Annotated in this window: 18 protein-coding genes; 5 read left to right on the plus strand and 13 right to left on the minus strand. The window is 68.8% G+C overall.

Annotated features, from left to right (window positions below; translation table 11 throughout):
- The first annotated feature begins 43 nt into the window (after window positions 1-43).
- A complete protein-coding gene (locus BM297_RS16195) occupies window positions 44-2,185 on the plus strand; it encodes a putative bifunctional diguanylate cyclase/phosphodiesterase (RefSeq protein ID WP_092433359.1) in 2,142 nt (713 codons plus the stop codon).
- Between the two features lie 132 nt (window positions 2,186-2,317).
- Here BM297_RS16195 and trhP read toward each other — a convergent pair whose 3' ends face one another.
- Window positions 2,318-3,706, minus strand: coding sequence for a prephenate-dependent tRNA uridine(34) hydroxylase TrhP (gene trhP, locus BM297_RS16200; RefSeq protein WP_092433361.1), 1,389 nt, complete (start codon window positions 3,704-3,706; stop codon window positions 2,318-2,320).
- Between the two features lie 196 nt (window positions 3,707-3,902).
- On the opposite strand from trhP, the gene BM297_RS16205 reads away from it, so the two are divergent.
- Complete coding sequence (locus tag BM297_RS16205; RefSeq protein WP_245768278.1) at window positions 3,903-4,688, plus strand: endonuclease; 786 nt, start codon at window positions 3,903-3,905, stop codon at window positions 4,686-4,688.
- Between the two features lie 108 nt (window positions 4,689-4,796).
- On the opposite strand, the gene BM297_RS16210 is transcribed toward BM297_RS16205, so the two are convergent.
- On the minus strand, window positions 4,797-5,015 hold the full coding sequence (locus BM297_RS16210; RefSeq protein WP_092433365.1) for an HP1242/YdcH family protein: 219 nt from the start codon (window positions 5,013-5,015) through the stop codon (window positions 4,797-4,799).
- A gap of 335 nt (window positions 5,016-5,350) precedes the next feature.
- On the opposite strand from BM297_RS16210, the gene BM297_RS16215 reads away from it, so the two are divergent.
- A complete protein-coding gene (locus tag BM297_RS16215; protein ID WP_092433367.1) occupies window positions 5,351-6,361 on the plus strand; it encodes a zinc-dependent alcohol dehydrogenase family protein in 1,011 nt (336 codons plus the stop codon).
- A 45-nt stretch (window positions 6,362-6,406) separates the two neighbouring features.
- On the opposite strand, the gene BM297_RS16220 is transcribed toward BM297_RS16215, so the two are convergent.
- The 11 genes from BM297_RS16220 to zwf all read right to left on the minus strand — a co-directional run bounded on the left by BM297_RS16220 (window position 6,407) and on the right by zwf (window position 18,208).
- A complete protein-coding gene (locus tag BM297_RS16220; protein ID WP_092433369.1) occupies window positions 6,407-7,339 on the minus strand; it encodes a phosphatidate cytidylyltransferase in 933 nt (310 codons plus the stop codon).
- Window position 7,340: 1 nt separating this feature from the next.
- Window positions 7,341-8,036, minus strand: a complete 696-nt coding sequence (locus BM297_RS16225; protein ID WP_092433371.1) for a lysophospholipid acyltransferase family protein — start codon at window positions 8,034-8,036, stop codon at window positions 7,341-7,343.
- Window positions 8,037-8,068: 32 nt separating this feature from the next.
- Complete coding sequence (locus BM297_RS16230) at window positions 8,069-8,692, minus strand: CDP-alcohol phosphatidyltransferase family protein (RefSeq protein WP_092433373.1); 624 nt, start codon at window positions 8,690-8,692, stop codon at window positions 8,069-8,071.
- A 244-nt stretch (window positions 8,693-8,936) separates the two neighbouring features.
- Complete coding sequence (locus tag BM297_RS16235; RefSeq protein WP_092433375.1) at window positions 8,937-9,818, minus strand: universal stress protein; 882 nt, start codon at window positions 9,816-9,818, stop codon at window positions 8,937-8,939.
- The gene (locus BM297_RS16240; protein WP_092433377.1) at window positions 9,815-11,485 is read right to left on the minus strand and encodes a cation:proton antiporter; all 1,671 of its coding nucleotides are present in this window, start codon (window positions 11,483-11,485) and stop codon (window positions 9,815-9,817) included. Before BM297_RS16240 ends, BM297_RS16235 begins: the two co-directional genes overlap by 4 nt.
- A 118-nt stretch (window positions 11,486-11,603) precedes the next feature.
- Window positions 11,604-13,034, minus strand: a complete 1,431-nt coding sequence (locus BM297_RS16245; protein WP_092433379.1) for an aspartate kinase — start codon at window positions 13,032-13,034, stop codon at window positions 11,604-11,606.
- 93 nt (window positions 13,035-13,127) lie between these two features.
- Window positions 13,128-14,036: an ectoine hydroxylase gene (gene thpD, locus BM297_RS16250; protein WP_092433517.1), complete on the minus strand. Its 909-nt coding sequence runs from the start codon at window positions 14,034-14,036 to the stop codon at window positions 13,128-13,130.
- A 35-nt stretch (window positions 14,037-14,071) separates the two neighbouring features.
- A complete protein-coding gene (locus BM297_RS16255; RefSeq protein ID WP_092433381.1) occupies window positions 14,072-14,467 on the minus strand; it encodes an ectoine synthase in 396 nt (131 codons plus the stop codon).
- 11 nt (window positions 14,468-14,478) lie between these two features.
- A complete protein-coding gene (gene ectB, locus BM297_RS16260) occupies window positions 14,479-15,756 on the minus strand; it encodes a diaminobutyrate--2-oxoglutarate transaminase (RefSeq protein ID WP_092433383.1) in 1,278 nt (425 codons plus the stop codon).
- The gene (gene ectA, locus BM297_RS16265) at window positions 15,753-16,286 is read right to left on the minus strand and encodes a diaminobutyrate acetyltransferase (protein WP_092433385.1); all 534 of its coding nucleotides are present in this window, start codon (window positions 16,284-16,286) and stop codon (window positions 15,753-15,755) included. The genes ectB and ectA overlap by 4 nt, the downstream gene beginning before the upstream one ends.
- 491 nt (window positions 16,287-16,777) lie before the next feature.
- Window positions 16,778-18,208: a glucose-6-phosphate dehydrogenase gene (gene zwf, locus BM297_RS16270; protein ID WP_092433387.1), complete on the minus strand. Its 1,431-nt coding sequence runs from the start codon at window positions 18,206-18,208 to the stop codon at window positions 16,778-16,780.
- 136 nt (window positions 18,209-18,344) lie between these two features.
- Here zwf and hexR point away from each other — a divergent pair, with 136 nt between their 5' ends.
- Window positions 18,345-19,226 carry a transcriptional regulator HexR gene (hexR, locus tag BM297_RS16275; RefSeq protein ID WP_092433390.1) on the plus strand — a complete coding sequence of 294 codons (882 nt, stop codon included), beginning with the start codon at window positions 18,345-18,347 and terminating at the stop codon, window positions 19,224-19,226.
- Between the two features lie 153 nt (window positions 19,227-19,379).
- On the plus strand, window positions 19,380-19,604 hold the full coding sequence (locus tag BM297_RS16280; protein WP_092433392.1) for a PA3496 family putative envelope integrity protein: 225 nt from the start codon (window positions 19,380-19,382) through the stop codon (window positions 19,602-19,604).
- Window positions 19,605-19,617: the final 13 nt, after the last annotated feature.

The raw sequence follows: 19,617 nt of genomic DNA on the forward strand, positions 1-19,617 counted from the left end.
TGTCCAGGACGACCATAAAACAACAACAACACAAGTTGCACTCATGACTTTCCTGTTTTCGTCTGACGTCGCGCCGCCGGTGATCGAGCCGGATGACGTCCGTCAGCACTATGCCGCAGAGATCGAGGCGGCACTGACCCGCCAGCTGTATCGCGGCTCGCGCCTGCCCACCCTGCTCATGCTGCTCGGCGGCCTGAGCTGCGTCGCCCTGCTGTGGGGCCAGCACAGCACCAGCCTGCTCGGCGGCCTGCTGGCCTGGCTGAGCCTGCTGGCCGGTCTGCGCCTGTGGCAGACCCGCGCCTTCCAGCGCGCCTCCGCCGAGCAGCAGGCCGAGGCGGCCTGGCGGCAGACCTTCCTGCTCGGCGCCGCCGCCTCGGGCATCACCCTGGCGCTGGTCGGCGTGCTGCTCATGCCGCTGGCGGCGCCGCAGCAGCAGGCGCTGATCTACGGCATCCTGGTGGCGGCGATCATTTCCGCCAGCGTCGTCTATGCCGCCTGCCTGCGCGCCTTCCTGGCCTTCGCCGTGCCCGGCCTGCTGCCCTCCAGCCTGTATCTGCTCGGGCGTGGCGATGCCCAGCTGCAGGGCTGGGGAGTGTTCGGCCTGATCCTGCTGGCGGCGCTGCTGGTCAGCGCCTGGCAGATCAACCGCGCGGCCCTGCACAACCTGCTGCAGCGCTTCCAGAACCAGTCGCTGATGGCCTTCGAGGAACGCGCCCGCCGCGCCAGCGACCAGCTCAACCGCGAGCTGGCCAGCGAAGTGCACCAGCGCCAGCGGGTCGAGGAAGAGCTGCGCGCCGCCCAGCGCGCCCTCGAGCAGCGGGTCAGCGAGCGCACCCAGGCGCTGAGCGCCAGCGAGCAGGCGCGCCGCGAGGAGGAAGCGCAGCGCCGCTTCCTCGCCAACCACGACGCCCTGACCGGGCTGGCCAATCGCAGCCTGCTGCTGCAGCGGGTCGCCGAGGCGGCGCGCCGGGTGCGCCCGAATGGGCACGAGCTGGCCCTGCTGCACATCGATCTCGACCGTTTCAAGCTGCTCAACGAGAGCCTCGGCCTGCAGGTGGCCGACGACATCCTCTGCGAGATCGCCCGCCGCCTGACCCGCAGCGTGGGCCGCGCCGACACCATCGCGCGGCTCGCGGTGGACGAATTCGCCATCCTCCTCGACGGCCAGCTAACCGCCGAGGAGCTGGAACCCATGGCGCGCCGGCTGCTCGGCGAACTGCGCCGCAGCCTGCAGTGCGGCGGCCACGAGCTGGTGGTCAGCGCCTCGCTGGGCATCGGCCTGCTGTCCGCCGCCGGCGATCCGGCCGAGCTGCTCAGTCAGGCGAGCATGGCCATGCGCCACGCCAAGCAGCTCGGCGGCAACACCGTGCAGTTCTACCGCGACAGCCTGCAGAGCAGCAGCCGCGAGCGCCTGCTGCTCGAGGCGCAGCTGGACAAGGCGCTGGACAAGGGCCAGCTGGAGGTGTTCTACCAGCCCAAGCTGACCCTGGGCGCGAACCGCCTGCTCAGCGCCGAGGCGCTGGTGCGCTGGCGCCATCCGGAGTTCGGCCTGGTGGCGCCGGCCAGCTTCATCGGCATGGCCGAGGAAACCGGCCAGATCAATGCCATCGGCGCGTTCGTCCTCCAGCAGGCCTGCCAGCAGGCGCGCGCCTGGCAGCTGGCCGGCCTGGCCGAGCTGCGCGTGTCGGTGAACATCTCCATGCACCAGCTGCGCCAGGCGGACTTCGTCGCCCAGGTCGCCGCGGTGCTGGCGCAAACCGGCCTGCCGGGGTCGCTGCTGGAGCTGGAGCTGACCGAGAGCCAGCTGTCGGACAACGTCGAGGCGCTGGTCGGCGTGTTCCGCGAGCTGCGCGTGCTCGGCGTGCGCCTGGCGATCGACGATTTCGGCACCGGCTACTCCTCGCTCGGCTACCTCAAGCACCTGCCGGTGGACGTGGTGAAGATCGACCAGACCTTCATCCGCGAGCTGGATGGCAGCGGCCAGGGCGGCGATGCGGCGATCACCCGGGCGATCATCGTCATGGCCCACAGCCTGGGCCTCGAGGTGGTCGCCGAGGGCGTCGAGCAGCCGGCGCAGCTGGCCTTCCTGCGCGCCCACCACTGCGACGAAATCCAGGGCTACCTGATCAGCCAGCCGGTGGAAGCCCAGGCGATGACCGAGCTGCTGCGCGCCCAGGCGGCCTGAGGGCGGCTGCGGCCGCCCCACTCATCCTTGTGGGAGGCGCGCCCTCGCGGCGAAGCGGGCCACCGGCCCGCCAACGGATCAAGAGCATCGCCCCGGGGTCGGGCCTCCCACAGGAACAGGCGCCGCGCGCCCTCAGCCGCGGGTGCTGCCGCCGTCGAGATGGCGCATCAGCAGCGCCAGGTTGAGGTCGACCTCTTCCGGCACCGGAAGGTAGACGATGTGCCCGTCGCCCGGCGCCACCTGGCTGGCCTCGCCCTTCTTGTTGAGCATGTGCTCGAGGCGGAAATTGAGGTTGCCCTGCGGGGTCATCAGCTCGAGCAGGTCGCCGACCTGGAAGCGGTTCTTCACCGCCACCTCGGCCAGGCCGTCCTGGCGCACCCCGGTGAACTCGCCGACGAACTGCTGGCGCTCGGACAGCGAGTAGCCGTGCTGGTAGTTCTGGTATTCGTCGTGCACGTGGCGGCGCAGGAAGCCCTCGGTGTAGCCGCGGTGGGCCAGCGATTCGAGGGTATCCATCAGCGACATGTCGAACGGCCGCCCGGCCACCGCGTCATCGATCGCCTTGCGATACACCTGGGCGGTGCGCGCCACGTAGTAGTGGCTCTTGGTGCGCCCCTCGATCTTCAGCGAGTGCACGCCCATCTGGGTCAGGCGCTCGACGTGCTGCACGGCGCGCAGGTCCTTGGAGTTCATGATGTAGGTGCCGTGCTCGTCCTCGAACGCCTCCATGTACTCGCCGGGACGGTTGCTCTCCTCGAGCAGCACCACCTGGTCGGTGGGCGCGCCAATGCCCAGCGTCGGCTCGACGGCGCCCGACGCGACGGCGCCCGGATCGATCTGCTTGACCGGAATCGGCTCGTGGACGTGGACCACGTTGCCCAGCTCGTCCTCCTTGCCCTCGTGCACCTTGTACTCCCAGCGGCAGGAGTTGGTGCAGGTGCCCTGGTTGGGGTCGCGCTTGTTGATGTAGCCGGACAGCAGGCAGCGCCCGGAGTAGGCCATGCACAGCGCGCCGTGGACGAACACCTCCAGCTCGATGCCCGGCACCTGCGCGCGGATCTCGCCGATCTCCTCCAGCGACAGCTCGCGGGACAGGATGATGCGGCCGACGCCGATGCGCCGCCAGAACTCCACCGACGCCCAGTTGACCGCGTTGGCCTGCACCGACAGGTGGATGACCTGCTCCGGGAAGTGGTCGCGCACCAGCATGATCAGCCCCGGGTCGGACATGATCAGCGCATCCGGGGCCATCGCCACCACCGGCTCGAGGTCCTTGAGGAAGGTCTTCAGCTTGGCGTTGTGCGGGGCGATGTTGACCACCACGTAGAACTTCTTGCCCTGCGCGTGAGCCTCGTCGATGCCCAGCTTGAGGGTGGCGTGGTCGAACTCGTTGTTGCGCACCCGCAGGCTGTAGCGCGGCTGGCCGGCGTACACCGCGTCGGCGCCGTAGGCGAAGGCGTAGCGCATGCTTTTCAGCGTGCCGGCGGGGGAGAGCAGTTCGGGGCGGAAGGCGGTGGTCATGGCGCGGCGACTCGCAAGGCGTACACAAAGTGCGTGATTTTACTGCGGATTGGTGACGAATGCGCGGCTCGCGGCCGGGTGGCATGGCGCCGCGCCAGCCTTGCCTTGGCGCTGCCCCGCGCATAGAGTGCCGCCCCCTTGATGGACTACAGGGAACGCCTCAATGAGCAACTCGGCTGCCAAGAAGCTGCTGGCGATGATTTCGCTGCTGGTCTCGGCCCTTCTCGCCGTCGTCTTCAGCGACATCCAGCCGCCCGCCACCTTCCAGGCCGCCAAGAAGGTCGCCTGGGACATCCACGCCGACAACCCGCGTACCTTCTACTGCGGCTGCCGCTACCAGGGCAATCGCGTCGATCTGGCCAGCTGCGGCTACCAGCCGCGCAAGAACCGCCAGCGCGCCAGCCGCGTCGAGTGGGAGCACGTGGTGCCGGCCTGGGTCATCGGCCATCAGCGCCAGTGCTGGAAGAAGGGCGGCCGCGACTACTGCAGCGCCAACGACCCGCTGTTCGCCCGCGCCGAGGCCGACCTGCACAACCTGGTGCCGGCGATCGGCGAGGTCAACGGCGACCGCAGCAACTACCCGTTCGCCATGCTGAACGCCAAGCCCCACCAGTACGGCCAGTGCGAGGTGGTGGTCGACTTCGCCAGGCGCCAGGTCATGCCCCGCGAGGAAGTCCGCGGCGCCATCGCGCGCACCTACCTGTACATGCACGAGCGCTACCAGTTGCGCATGTCCAACCAGGACCGGCAGCTGTATGGCGCCTGGAACCGCATGTACCCGGTCACCGAACAGGAACGCAGGCGCAACCAGGCCGTCGCCTGCCAGATGGGCTGGGGCAATCCGCACGTCGGCGAGGTCGACCTGTGGCAGTGCGGCCTGCTCAGCCGCGTGGGCGAGGTGGCCGGCAGCGCGCTGGGCATCGCCAGGGGGCTGCCGCTGGAGGAACTGGGCGCTGCCGCGCTGAGCCTGCTCAGGCGCTGACCCGGCGCTGCAGCAACGCTTGCGCGGCAAGGGATTGCATCGGATGACGCGCCAGGGAGCGGGCAAGCAACTCCCCGCCAGGCGACGGGGAGGCCGGTGGGCGTACCGTCAGGCCGCGTCAGCGTCCTTGAGGATCACGTACAGCTGGTCTTTCAGGACAAGCTTCTCCTTCTTCAGGGTCTCGATTTCCTCATCGGTGGCCAGCTCGATGCGGGCCTCCAAGTTCTTGATGCGCTGGTCCAGTTCGTTGTGCTCGTCGAACAGGCGGGTGAAGTGCGCGTCTTCGGTCTTCAGGCGGGTAATCAGGTCGCGGTATTCGGGAAACATGGAGTACTCCTGGTTCGGGGATATCGATCTGCGGGCACGCGCGTCGTCTTCGACCACACGCCGCGGCAACACTGGCTTGATGTCATCCTGACACCCCGGCGCGGGGTGCGGCATTGATCGGCGTCATCCCGCGCACGCCTGCGCGGCACAATCGCATCGCCGAACCATTCGGCAGCGGAGCATCCAGGCCCCGGGAGCGGCTGGCGGCACAGCGGACGAGCCATCCGCGACTTTGGGCGGTTGCCGGGCGGTTTGGCCGGGAAAGCTGGCATGCTTGGCCGCTACGCTTCGATAGTCCCGAACCCGCAGACCAGAAACCCTCCAGGAGAGCCTCCATGCACAGCAAAGCCATCTTCGTTCAGCCCGGCGGCGGTTACGCCAACGTCGTCGTCGGCAGCAGCGCAGCGGCCGCCCCCGGACCGGGCGAGATCACCGTGCGCCTGCACGCCAACTCGCTCAACTACCACGACTTCGCGGTGGTCAGCGGCATGTGGGGACCGAGCGAGCCGCGCATCCCGATGGCCGACGGCGCCGGCGAAGTGATCGCCGTGGGTGCCGGGGTCGACGAACTCACCGTCGGCGACCACGTGGTCAGCACCTTCTTCCCCGACTGGCTGGATGGCGAGCCGCTGGTCGAGGGCTTCGCCAGCGTGCCGGGCGACGGCATCGACGGCTATGCGCGCGAAGCGGTGACCGCCCGCGCCACCTCGTTCACCCGCGCGCCGCAAGGCTGGAGCCACGCCGAGGCGGCCACCCTGACCACCGCCGGCCTCACCGCCTGGCGCGCGCTGATGGCCGACGGCGCCCTCAAGCCGGGCGACAGCGTGCTGGTGCAGGGCACCGGCGGCGTGTCGATCTTCGCCCTGCAGTTCGCCAAGCTGGCCGGCGCCACGGTGATCGCCACCTCGTCCAGCGACGCCAAGCTCGAGCGCCTCAAGGCCATGGGCGCCGACCACGTGATCAACTACCGCACGGATCCGGCCTGGGGCGAGACCGCGCGCCGCCTGACTGGCGGGCGCGGCGTCGACCACGTCATCGAGGTCGGCGGCCCGGCGACCCTCGCCCAGTCGATGGCCGCCGCGCGGGTCGGCGGGCACATCGCGGTGATCGGCATCCTCAGCGGCGTGGCCGGCGAGCTGCCGCTGGTGCCGGCGCTGCTCAAGCAGCTGCGCCTGCAGGGCGTGCTGGTCGGCAGCCGCGCCCAGCAGCAGGCGATGATCCGCGCCATCGACGCCAACGGCCTGCGCCCGGTAATCGACCGCCGCTTCGCCCTCGAGGAGATAGTCGCGGCGTTCCGCTACCAGGAAAGCAACCAGCACTTCGGCAAGATCTGCCTGGAGTTCTAAGCACTGGGCTGCAAAGCCTGCGGCGCCCCGTCTGCGGAGCGCCGTTCAGGTCCACCCATAGCGCAACACATGAAAGAAGATCGGCGCGGCGAAGCACACCGAATCCAGCCGATCGAGCATGCCGCCGTGGCCTTCGATCATGTGGCCCCAGTCCTTCACCCCGCGGTCGCGCTTGATCGCCGACATCACCAGGCCGCCGAAGAAGCCGAGCAGGGTGACCACCAGGGCGACCAGCGCAGCCTGCCAGAAGCCGAACGGGGTGATCCAGAACAGGCTGGCGCCGACCAGGGTGGCCAACGCCACGCCACCGGCGAAGCCTTCCACGGTCTTCGACGGCGACAGCTGCGGGGCGATCTTGCGCTTGCCGAAGAGCTTGCCGCACACGTACTGCAGCACGTCGGAGATCTGCACCACCAGCACCAGCCAGGCGATCAGCAGCAGGTTGCGGCCTTCGAAGCCGGGGATGTCGAGGGTCAGCAGCGCCGGCACGTGGGAGATGCAGAACACCGCGATCATCATCCCCCACTGCACCTTGGCGGCGCGCTCGAGGAAGCCGGTGGTGTCGCCGCCCAGCGAGGCGAGGATCGGCAGCAGCAGGAACACGTAGACCGGGATGAAGATGGCGAACAGCCCGTACCAGTCGTAGGCGATCAGCAGGTACTGCGCGGGCAGCACGAAGTAGAACGCCGCGACCAGCGCCGGGTAGTCGCCGCCGCGGGTCGGCGCCAGGGTGATGAACTCGCGCAGGGCGAAGAAGGAGATCGCGGCGAACAAGCCGATCACCGCGCCGTGACCGAGCCAGAAGGCGCCGCCGAGCACGCCGACCATCACCCACCAGGCGTTGATCCGCGCGTTGAGGTTGTCGATCACCGGGCTGGCGGCGCCGCGGCTGCGCCACTTGAGGACGAAGCCGACCAGCGAGGCCAGCGCCAGCAGGGCGCCGATGCCGGCGAACAGGAAGAGGGTGTCGCGGTCCATGTCAGTCGGCCTCCGCAGCCAGTTCGAGCAGGGCGTCGCGGGCGCGGGCGAGGAAGGCCTCCTTGCCCTCGTCGGCGGCGAGGCCCAGCGGCGCGCCGAAGGTCACCGTGCACAGCAGCGGCAGCGGCAGCACGCGGCCCTTGGGCATCACCCGGTTGAGGTTGGCGATCCACACCGGCACCAGCTCGACCTGCGGGCAGGCCCGGGCCAGGCGATACAGGCCGCTCTTGAACGGCAGCAGCTGGTCGGTCAGGTTGCGCGTGCCCTCGGGAAACAGGATCAGCGAGTCGCCGGCATGCAGGGCGTCGAGCAGCGGCTGCAGCGGGTTGTGCTGCGCGTCCTGGCGCTCGCGGTCGACCAGCACGCCGTGGAACACCCGGTGGATGAGGAAGCGCCGCGCGGTGTCGCGCAGCCAGTAGTCGGCGCCGGCCACCGGGCGGGTGCGCGCGCGCAGGGCCGGCGGCAGCGACGACCACAGCAGCACGAAGTCGGCGTGGCTGCTGTGGTTGGCGAAGTAGATGCGCTGGCGCTGCTCCGGCGCACAGCCGCGCCACAGGCTGCGCGCGCCGGTGAGCAGGCGGGCGAAGCCGATGATCAGCCGGGCCAGCAGGCGCTGCGCCAGGCCGCCGTTGGGGCGCGCCGGCGCGGCGGCGGGCGGCAGGTCCTCGCCGGGCGGCGGGATCGGGGTGTCGTTCATCGGCGTGCTCCTTGCTGCGATGCTGATAGGGATCAGGCGGGCGGTGACTGACGCGCGGCCTCGGCGATGCCCTGGCGCACGCGATTGCTCAGCGTCCACACCAGCAGCGCGGCGATCAGCATGAACAGGGTGTCGAGCCAGTCGAGCGGCAGCAGCCCCGTGGCCACGCCGGCGCCGAGCACGCCGAAGACGAAGGCGCGGTCGCTCTTGCCCAGCGGTCCGTCGTAGCGGCGCCCGGCACCGACCAGCGGGCCCATCACCCCGGCGTATTCGACCAGCAGCGCCAGCAGGGTCGCCAGCACCACCCACAGCGGCGACACCTCCGCCAGCATGGCGAAGGGCAGGATCAGCGCGCTGTCGGCGATCACGTCGCACAGCTCGTTGAGGTAGGCGCCGAGGGTCGACTGCTGGGCGAACTCGCGGGCGAGCATGCCGTCGATGGCGTTGAGCGCCATGCGCAGCAGCATCCACAGCGGGATCAGGGCGAACAGCCAGAGGTAGCCGGCGAAGGCGGCGATCAGCGCGCCGAGCAGCACGGAGACGCCGGCGGCGGCGAGGGTCACCTGGTTGGCGGTGACGCCGCGCGCGTGCAGGCGCTGCACCAGCGGGCGCAGCAGGTTCTGGAAGCGGGGCTTGAGCTGGTAGATGGAGGGCATGGCTGATTCCGGTGCCGAAGTCGTCCTTGAGGGTAGGCGCAAGATAGCCGGCCTGCCGGGGCGGCGTCCATGGCGCCATGCTCGCGACAGACCAAAACCGCGCAGAGCCTGTTCACGACTCTGCGAGCTAAGGTCAGGCAAGGCGCAATCGGCTGAGGACGCGGAGTTTACGAGGTGTAAATGAGCAGTCCGAAGCCGATTGCAACGCCGCATGGCCGACGCGCAGCTAGTCGTGGACTGGCTCTCAGATCACCAGCACGTCGCCCCTGGCCTGACTGAGGATGTGGGTGGTCACGCTGCCCAGCAGCAGCTCCTCGAGCGGGCCCTGGCCGCGCTTGCCGATGACGATCAGCTCGCAGCCCTGCAGCTGCTGCTGGTCAAGGATGCGCACGCTGGCGTCGCCGTGCACCACCACGGACTGCACCGCGGCGGCCGGCAGACCAGCGGCGGCGATCAGCTCGGCCATCTGCGCGCCGGCTTCGCGCTTGGCGTTGGCCAGCAGGCCGGCCAGCTCGGCGTCGCTGACCCCGGCATGGCGCAGGCGACCCTCGAAGGGCACCTCGAAGGCGTGCAGCAGGACGATCTCGGCCTGCGGCGCCAGCATCCGGGCCATGGCGATGGCCTTCAGCGAGCGCGCCGAGAAGTCCACCGGGATCAGCACCCGGCGGTAGTCGTGCCGCGCGTCGCCACGCACCACCAGCAGCGGGCGGCCGGTCTTGCGCAGCACGCGCTCGGTGGTCGAGCCGACGGCCAGGTCGCGCACCAGGCTGGCGCCGCGCGCGCCGAGCACCAGCAGATCGGCATCCAGGGCGTCGGCGTGGCTGGTGATTTCCGCCAGTGCGCTGCCGGCGCTGAGGTGGATATCCGCCGAAGCCACATGGGGCGCGCACAGCTCGGCGGCCAGTTCGTGGACCTCGTCGCGCGCCTCGTCGAGCAGGCGCTGGCGCAGGTCGCCGGGTTGCGCCGCGAACAGCTGGCGCAGGGCATCCAGCGCGCCGAGGCTGACCACATGCTGCAGGGCCAGCCGGGCGCCGGTGTGGCGGGCAATCGACGCGGCGCGCAGTACCGCATGGCGCGCCGGCGCGGACAGGTCGGTGGCCGCCAGTACGGTGCGGATCGGGGTCATTGGGCAGTCTCCTGGTTGCCGGTGATCTCGGCAGCGAAGCTGCGCGCGGCAAAGTCCGCGGCGTCGCTGAAGGGGTTGAGCACGCGCGCCACACCGGCGGCGTTGAGCGCGGCACCATGCTGGTCGTCGCGCACCACGCCGGCGACCTGGCCCTGGAAGCCGGCCTGCTGCAGGGCGTGCAGGAAGGCGCGGTTGGACTCCCACTGCGGGAAGGTGGTGACCACCCAGGTGGCGTAGCGCAGCGGCAGCGACTCGAGGAACTCGGGATCCTCGCCGTCGCCGAAGCGTACCGGCAGGTGGTGGCGGCTGAGGGTGCGGATGGTTTCCGGATCGAAGTCGACGCCGAGCACCTCGATGCCGGCGTGGCGCAGCTGCAGCATCAGCCGCCCGCCGTAGCGGCCGAGGCCGAAGACGATGATGGCCGGCTGGCCGACGGTGCGTCCGGGCTGCTCGACCTCCAGCTCGCGAAACGGCCGCTTGCGCTCGAACGCCCGCAGCCAGGGCTCCAGGCGCTCGTAGAGCGGCTGCGAGAACAGGATCATGTAGGTCGACACCATGATGGTGACCAGGCCGACCAGGGTGGTCAGGCCGAGGGCCTCGACACCGACGTGGCCGAGACTGATACCCATGGCGACGAAGACGATGGAGAACTCGCTGATCTGCGCCACGGTCAGCCCGGCGAGGAAGCCGGTGCGCCGCCGGTAGCCCATGTAGCCCATGATCGCCATGACGATCAGCGGGTTGCCGATCAGCACGAACAGCGACAGCACCACCGCCGGCAGGATCTCGGCGCCGAGGGTGGAGAAGTCCAGCTTGGCGCCCAGGTCGATGAAGAAGAACAGCAGCAGGAAGTCGCGGATGCCGGTCAGCCGCGCGTTCATCGCCTCGCGATAGGCGGTGGAGGCCAGCGAGAAGCCGGCGATGAACGCGCCGGCCTCCTTGCTGAAGCCGGCCCACTCGCCGAGCGCCGCCAGCCCGGTGCCCCAGGCGATGGCGAAGATCAGCAGCAGCTCCTGGGAGCGCGCCATCGACTCGACCAGCAGCGGCAGCAGGTAGCGCATCAGCAGGAACAGCAGCAGCGCGGCGCCGGCCAGACGCAGCAGCAGCGAGCCGGCGACCTCGAGCAACTGCGCCTCGCCGGCACCGCGCAGGGCGCTCATGGTCATCATCGCCAGCACCACGGCGAGATCCTGGACGATCAGGAAGCCCACCGCGATGCGCCCGTGCAGCGAGTCCAGCTCGCGCTTGTCGGAGAGCAGCTTGACGATGATGATGGTGCTGGAGAAGGTCAGCGCCACCGCGACGTAGAGCGCCTCCATCGGGCCCTTGCCGAGCAGCAGGACCAGCCCGAAGCCGACCACGATGGTGAAGGCCAGCTGGCCGAGGCCGGTGGCCAGCGCCACCGGGCCGATGTGGCGGATATGGTGCAGATCGAGCTTGAGGCCGACCACGAACAGCAGCACGGTGACGCCGATCTCGGCGAGCAGGGCGACCTGGTCGTGGGCCTTGACCACGCCGAACACCGCCGGGCCGACCAGGATGCCGACCACGATGTAGGCAATCAGCACCGGCTGGCGCAGGCGCACGGCAATGGCGCCGACCACCGCCGAGACGATCAGCAGCAGGGCGAATTCGGCGTAGGGTCCGTGCTGGACAAGCGACTCCATCGACGCGCTCCGTGTGGCGAGGGATGACCGGGAGAGCAGGCTCTCCCGGTCATCCTGACCGCCGATCACGCCGCGCGCAACCCGTGGCCAGCCGCGCACGCCGAAGGCGTGCGCTGGATCAGGCCGCGGCGATCACGTCGCCGTGGTTCTCCGGCTCGATCAGCGCGCGGTGCAGCGCGGCGATGGCGGCGGCGTAGTCTTCCTCGTTGACCACGCACTGCATCTCCACCTGGCGGATCGACTGGTGCAGCGCCTGGATGCTGATGCCGGCCTCGGCCAGCGCCGTGGCGGTGCGCGCGAGGATGCCCTTGACCTTGAGGTTGGAGCCGATCGCCGAGACGATGGCGACGTTGTGCACGGTCACCTCGGCGGCCGGGAAGCGCTCCTCGACCAGCTTGGCGGCGCGGTTGATCAGCTTGCGCGAACCGCTGACGTAGTAGGTGATGCTGTTGGCGTCGGAGTCCTTGTTGACCACGTAGAGCTTGAGCTGCTTGAGCAGCTTGCTGATCTCGATGTCGTGGTCGGGGTCGCCGAGCATCTCCTGGTCGAACACCTCGAGGCCGAAGACGTCCTTGCGCCCGGCGATGATCTCCACGCAGGGCCTGGCGCTGCAGTAGTCCTGGCTGATCAGGGTGCCGGCGTGCTGCGGCTCGAAGGCGTTCTTGATGCGCAGCTCGATGCCGGCGCGGCGCAGGGTGCGCGCGGCGCGCGGGTGGATCGCTTCCATGCCAAGGTTGGACAGCTGGTCGGCGACGTCGTAGTTGGTGCGGCCGATGGTCACCACCTTGTCGGCGCCGACAAGGTTCGGGTCGGCGCTGGAGAGGTGGAACTCCTTGTGGATGATCGCCTCGCGGGCGCCGGTGGCGGCGGCGATCTGCGCGAAGGTGATCTCGCTGTAGCCGCGGTCGAAGGTGTTCATCAGGCCTTCGGCGCAGTGCGCGTAGCCGGTGGCGATGACCAGCTCGCGGGACAGGTCGATGCCCGCGAAGTTTTCGCGGATCATCGCCTCGAAGGGCAGCGGCGATTCCATCTGCCAGCCGCTGAGATCGACCAGCCGCGCATTGATGTCGCGCTGCTGGAGCGCCAGCACGCTGTTGAAGGCGCTGTGCGCCTCGCCCAGCGAGGCGAGCATCTCGCGCACCTTCATCAGGTTCTCGCTGAGCTGGAAGTGACCGTAGCTGCACAGCTTCTGCAGGCTGTCCATGCAGTCGCGGGCATCGTCGATGCGCGAGTTGATGAACTGGTCGGCGACCGCCAGCTCGGGCGTGCCGGCGAACAGCTCGGCGTTCTTGGCCAGCATGCGCGCGCGCACGTCTTCCAGCGCCTCGCGCCAGGCTTCCTCGTTGTGGGCATCGGCGAAGCGCTGGTAGACGCCCGGCTCGCCGGTCTTCTTGTGCTCCAGCAGCAGGTTGGTCATGCCGCTGTAGGCCGAGACGACGAACACCCGCTGGTACAGCGCGGTGCCCTGTCGCGGGCCGATGAAGATGTTGTCGAGGAGTTCCTCGAAGCGGCTCATGGAGGTGCCGCCGATCTTTTCTACGGTATGCATCGTTTCTTCAGCGTTCGGTCGTCGGTGGGAGGCGGGCCGGCAGCTGCCGACACAGGACGCCGGCCCCGGGTCGACGGGGCCGGCGGTGTGACGTCAACTATACCGCTGCGGCTGGATGTCCAGCGCGCGGAAGTCCCGCCGCTCGGCCACGAAGGGCGGGCGGGGGGCCTGCTCGCAGAAGGGCGCCTGTACGGCATTGCCGACGTGATTGTAGACGTAGAACAGGTTGCTGCGCGCGTCCGGCGTGATGTTGCCGTTGGAGCCGTGCATGACGTTGCAGTCGAACAGCACCACGCTGCCGGCCGGCGCCGTGGCGCTGACGATGCCGTGGCGCCCGGCCAGCTCGCTCAGGCTGGCCTGGTCGGGCACGCCGACCTCCTGGCGGCGCAGCGACTGCGCGTAGTGGTTGTCCGGCGTCGCGCCGACGCAGTGGATGAAGTGGCGGTGCGAGCCGGGCAGCAGCAGCAGCGGGCCGTTGTGCGGCAGGTTGTCGGTGAGCAGGATCGAGCAGCTCAGCGCGCGCATGCGCGGCATGCCGTCCTCGACGTGCCAGGTCTCGAAGTCGGAGTGCCAATAGAACTCCTGGCCGGCGAAGCCCGGCTTGAAGTTGAGCCGCGACTGGTGCACGTAGAGGTCGCCACCGAGGATGAAGCGGGCGATGCCGGCGATGCGTTCGTCGCAGGCGACCCGGGCGAACAGCGGGTTGTCGCGGTGGATGTCGAACACCGAGCGTACCGCGCCGCTGTCCGGCTCCTGGATGGTCTTGCCGGAGGCGACGACGGCCGCGTCGGCGAGCATGCGCTCGAGCTCGCGGCGAAACACCGCCACCTCCGCGGCGCTGAACACGTTCGGCAGGACCAGATAGCCGTCACGCTCGAAGCGTTCGAGCAGCTCGGCGGCGATCGGCGCGTTGTCCAGGTCGTGGCGGTGGAGCACCGGGTCCAGGCGTTCCTGCCAGCGTGGCGCGCTGGCCTGGCGCGAAGGATAAAGGTCGGCTTGCACAGGGTTCACACTCGCTTCCTCCATATCGGTCGTGCTCAGGCGATGGCTTCGGCTTCCAGGGGGTAGACGCCGTCCTCGTTGTGGACTTCCTTGCCGTTGAGCGGCGGATTGAACACGCAGGCCATCTTCATCTCGCTGAAGCCGCGCAGCAGGTGCTCGTCGTGGCGGTCGAGGATGTACAGGGTGCCGGGGCTGATCGGGTAGACCTTGCCGTCGGCGAGGGTCTCGATCTCGCCCTCGCCGCTGATGCAGTACACCGACTCCAGATGGTTCTGGTAGTGGATGTGCGTCTCGCTGTCGGCATAGATGGTGGTGATGTGGAACGAGAAGCCCATGTTGTCGTCCTTGAGCAGCATGCGGGTGCTGTCCCAGGTCTGGGTGACGATCTTGCGCTCGGACTGCTCGCAGTCGGCCAGGGTGCGTACGATCATTGGGAATCTCCTCAGGAAGCTTGGCTGGCGGTCTGTGCGGACAGCACCGCGGCGAAGGCGGCGTCGAGGATGTCCATGGCGCGGTCGATCTGCGCGTCCTCGATGACCAGCGGGCACAGGCACTTGACCACCTCGCCGTGGGCGCCGCTGGTCTCGATCACCAGGCCGTGCGCGAAGGCGTGGCGGCAGATGGCGGCGGCGATGTCGCCGTCCGCGCAGGCGATGCCGAGCATCATCCCGCGGCCCTTGAGCTGCAGGGAGGCGGGGCCGTGGCGGCGGACGATGCGCTGCATGCGCTCGGCGATGCGCTGGCCCTTGGCGCGCACGCTGGCGGCGAAGCTGTCGTCCTGCCAGAACTCCTCCAGCGCCGCGGCGGCGGTGACGAAGGCGTGGTTGTTGCCGCGGAAGGTGCCGTTGTGCTCGCCCGGCTGCCACTGGTCGAGCTGCTTGCGCAGCAGCAGCATGGCGAAGGGCAGACCGTAGCCGCTGAGCGACTTGGACAGGGTGATCAGGTCCGGCTGGATGCCCATCTGCTCGAAGCTGAAGAAGCTGCCGGTGCGCCCGCAGCCGGCCTGGATGTCGTCGACGATCAGCAGCATGGCGTGCTTGCGGCACAGGCGCTCGAGCTTGCGCATCCACTCGGCGGAGGCGACGTTGAGGCCGCCCTCGCCCTGCACCACCTCGACGATCACCGCGGCCGGCTTGTCGATGCCGCTGCTCGGGTCGTCGAGCAGCTTGTCGATCATCGCGATGGTGTTGACCTGGTCGCCGAAGTAGTTGGCGTAGGGCATGCGGCTGACGTCGCTCAGCCCGGTGCCGGCGGCGCCGCGGTGATGCTGGTTGCCGGTGGCGGCCAGGGCGCCGATGCTGCAGCCGTGGAAACCGTTGGTGAAGCTGATCACGTTGCTGCGCCCGGTGACCTTGCGCGCCAGCTTGAGCGCGGCTTCCACCGCGTTGGTGCCGGTCGGCCCGGTGAACTGCATCAGGTAGTCGGACATGCCGCGCGGCTTGAGGATCAGCCGGTGGAAGGTCTCGAGGAAGGTTTCCTTGGCCGCCGAGTACATGTCCAGGCCATGGGTCAGGCCGTCGGCGGCGATGTAGTCGAGCAGCGCCTGCTTGAGCAGCGGATGGTTGTGGCCGTAGTTGAGCGTGCCGGCACCGGCGAGGAAGTCGATGTAGCGCTGGCCGTCGCGGGCGATCAGTTCGGCGCCGCGCGCCTGCTGAAATACCACCGGGAACGAGCGGCAGTAGCTGCGGACGGACGATTCGTGCTGTTCGAAGGCGTTCATGCGGTCTCCTTGAGTTGTTCTTCGAGTACGGGGGCAGCGAACGGGCCGGCGCGGTAGAGCACTTCGTCCGCGTGCCGGCCGGCGAAGTGCTCGGCCCGCGAGAACAGGGTGCGGGTGCTGTAGTCGGCGCCGAGGCGGGCGAAGGCGCGGCGGAACAGCGCCTGCGAGGCGGCGTTGTCCGGCGAGATGGTGGTCTCCAGGTAGCGCACGCCGCGCTCGGCGGCGACTCTGGCGGTCAGGACCAGCAGCATGCGCAGGGCCAGGCCCTGGCCGCGCATCGAGGCATCTACGGCGACCTGCCAGACGAACAGGGTGTCCGGACGCGAGGGCGGACAGTACCCGGAGATGAAACCGACCAGCTGGCCCGAGGCATCCTCGGCGGCGATGGCGGTATCGGCAAAATCGGCACATTGCAGCAGATTGCAGTACACCGAATTGGTATCCAGCGGCGGGCAATTGGCCACCAGCTGATGGAGGTTGTATCCGTCGCTGTCGGTTGGACGACGGAGCGTGACGGGGGAACTTGGCAAAACGGAATCCTTGGGGTTTGTTGTCGAAATCCTTATTCAGGCAAACACATGAAGTTGCAGGGCGCAACCCGCAATCGCCCCGAGCGGGCGCAATATCGCGGCATATGCCGGTCTCCTGCGGCGCTGCGAGATGGCGCGAGTGAACTTCGCCTTCAAAAATCAAGTCATTGATTTAAAAGGGATAAATTTGCAAATTGAGCCGCGGCGCCAGGCACCATGATGGCGCCGCGAAGCCTTTGAAATATTTTGTTACTTATCCGCAGGCATACACGACAATTCCGCCGCCGATAGCGGCGGCAATTAGTGCGAGGAATTCCAAGATTGCTCGCCGATAATTAGCCGATATATGTGCGCCGGCAATAAGCCGGTCCGGCCAACAGCGGCGGATATATTCAGGCGGTGTGTGGCGAGTTTATTGGCATGACCAAAACATGAACTTCGTCATATACCCGCGACAGGGCTGCAGGCCCCTGTCGCGGTGCCTGGCGGGTTCAGCCGTGCCAGTGACGGCCCTGCAGTTCGAGCAGGCTGCGGGCCTGCTCCGGTCCCGCCGAGCCGGCCGGATAGGGGCGCGGTTTCTGGTAGTACTCGTGCCAGCCCTCGAGGATCGGGCTGACCCAGCGCCAGGCGGCTTCCACCTCGTCCTTGCGCATGAACAGGGTCGGGTCGCCCTCGATCACGTCGAGCAGCAGGCGCTCGTAGGCCTCCCAGCGGCGCTGGCGGGAGAAGGCGGTGGCCAGGTTGAGGTCCAGCTCGACCGGCTCCAGGGTCATGCCCTTGCCCGGAGTCTTGGCCATCAGCTGCAGGCTGATGCGCTCCTCGGGCTGCAGGCGGATCAGCAGGCGGTTGGCGTGCTCCGGGGCGCCGGGGAACAGGCTGTGCGGCACCGGCTTGAACTGGATGACGATCTCCGAGCACTTGCGCTGCAGGCGCTTGCCGGTGCGCAGGTAGAACGGCACGCCGGCCCAGCGCCAGTTGTCGATCTCTGCCTGCACGGCGACGAAGGTCTCGGTGTCGCTGTCGTTGTCGACGTTCTTCTCGAAGTAGTAGGCGGGCACTTCCTGGCCGCCGATGTGCCCGCTGCTGTACTGGCCGCGCACGGTCTTGTCGCGCACGTCGAGGCCGACCAGCGGCTTGAGCGCCTGGAGGATCTTCACCTTCTCGTTGCGCACCGCCTCGGCGTCGAAGCGCACCGGCGCCTCCATGGCCACCAGGCAGAGCAGCTGCAGCAGGTGGTTCTGCAGCATGTCGCGCATCGCCCCGGCCTGGTCGTAGTAGCCGCCGCGGTTCTCCACGCCGAGGGTCTCGAGCACGCTGATCTGCACGTGGTCGATGTGCCCGGCGCGCCACACCGGCTCGAACAGGGCGTTGGCGAAGCGCAGCGCCATCAGGTTCTGCACGGTCTCCTTGCCCAGGTAGTGGTCGATGCGGAACACCTGCGACTCGTCGAACACCTTGCCGATCGCCGCGGTGATTGCCAGCGCCGACTGCAGCGAGTGGCCGATCGGCTTCTCCAGCACGATGCGCGTGTCGGCCCCGGCCAGGCCGGCGATGGCCAGGTTGGCGGCGATCGGCGCGAACAGCTGCGGCGCGGTGGCCAGGTAGTAGATGCGCCCGCGCCCGCAGGCGCCGCCCAGGCGCTGGGCCAGGCGGCCGAATTCGGCGCTCTGCGCGGCATCCATGGCGAAGTAGTCGAGGCGCGCGGCGAAGCTCTGCCAGGTGTCGGCGACGAAGTCGGCGCGGGCGACCTGCGCCCGGCAGTGGCGCTCGGCCAGCGCCTGGTAGGCCTCGCGGCTCAGCGCCGTGCGGGCCAGGGCGAGGATGCGCAGATCGGCGGGCAACCGTCGCTCGCGGTGCAGGTGGTAGAGTGCCGGCAGCAGCTTGTGCAGGGCCAGATCGCCGGTGCCGCCGAACACCAGCATGTCGCAGGGAAGAACGGGTGAAAGGGACGGCACAGGGTGTCTCCGACGCGGTTTGCCTGGGCGCTGGCGCAGCTTTTGTAGTATAACTACAAAGTTACTACCTCCGGCTTTTGCCGATCATAACCGAGTCCGCGCCGTGAATCTGTTGCAACACATTGCCCAATCCCGCGCCCTGCTGCGCAAGTCGGAGCTCAAGGTCGCCGACTACGTGCTGCAGGACCCGGCGGCCGTCATGCATAGCTCGATGGCCGACCTCGCCCACCAGGTCGGCATCAGCGAGCCGACCATCGTGCGCTTCTGCCGCGCCATCGGCTGCTCGGGGTTCCAGGACCTCAAGCTCAAGCTGGCGCAGAGTCTGGCCGCCGGCGCCAGCTTCGGCCAGTTCGCCATCCACGAGGAAGACTCGCTGGCCGACTTCAGCCTGAAGATCTTCGACACCACCCTGCACACCCTGATCGAGGTGCGCGAGCACCTCAACATGCAGGCCCTGGAGCGGGCGATCAACGCCATCGCCAACGCCCAGCGCGTCGAGTTCTACGGCTTCGGCGCCTCCGGCGCGGTGGCCGCCGACGCCCAGCACAAGTTCTTCCGCCTGCTGCTGACCGCCGCTGCCTATTCCGACCCGCACATGCAGGCGATGAGCGCGGTGACCTTGAAGCCCGGCGACGTGGCGATCTGCATCTCGCAGTCCGGGCGCTCCAAGGACCTGCTGACCACCGCCAACCTGGTGCGCGAAAGCGGTGCGACGCTGATCACCCTGTGCCCCAGCCAGACCCCGCTGGCCGACCTGGCCACCGTCAACCTGGCCATCGACGTGCAGGAGGACACCGAGATCTACACCCCGCTGACCTCGCGGATCGCCCACCTGGTGGTGATCGACGTGCTGGCGATGGGCGTGGCCATGGCCCGCGGCCCGGACCTGGTCAACCACCTGAAGAGCGTCAAGCGCAGCCTGCGCAGCCTGCGCCTGTCGCCGAAGACCGCCAAGCCCAGCGAGGACGGCCCGGCCGGCGCCTGAGCCGCCGCTGCCCGCCGCCCACCCTCTCCTCTCAGCGGGAGAGGGGCTCTCCCCACGCCACTGTCACGCCGGCGTCACCGCTTCGCCGTCAAGCCGTCACCTGGCACGCGTCATGCTGCAACTCCCGGAATCACTCGAGATGGGAGAGACGCCATGCCCCGCCACCATGCTGTCAACGTCGCCACCGATTTCCCCCGCCTGGACGCCAAGACCCGCCGCAAGCTGGAAGACCAGCGGCGCATGGCCTTCCGCCGGGCCATCGAGCAGCACAACGAAGAACGCCGCCTCAACCAGGCGATCGACGACTATCCCGAGCTGATCGCCATCAACTACGTGCGCGCGCTGCGCGCCGAAACGCGCCGCCAGCCCGGCGCATAAGCGCGGGCGACAG

The sequence above is a fragment of the Geopseudomonas sagittaria genome (assembly GCF_900115715.1).
GTDB lineage: Bacteria > Pseudomonadota > Gammaproteobacteria > Pseudomonadales > Pseudomonadaceae > Geopseudomonas > Geopseudomonas sagittaria.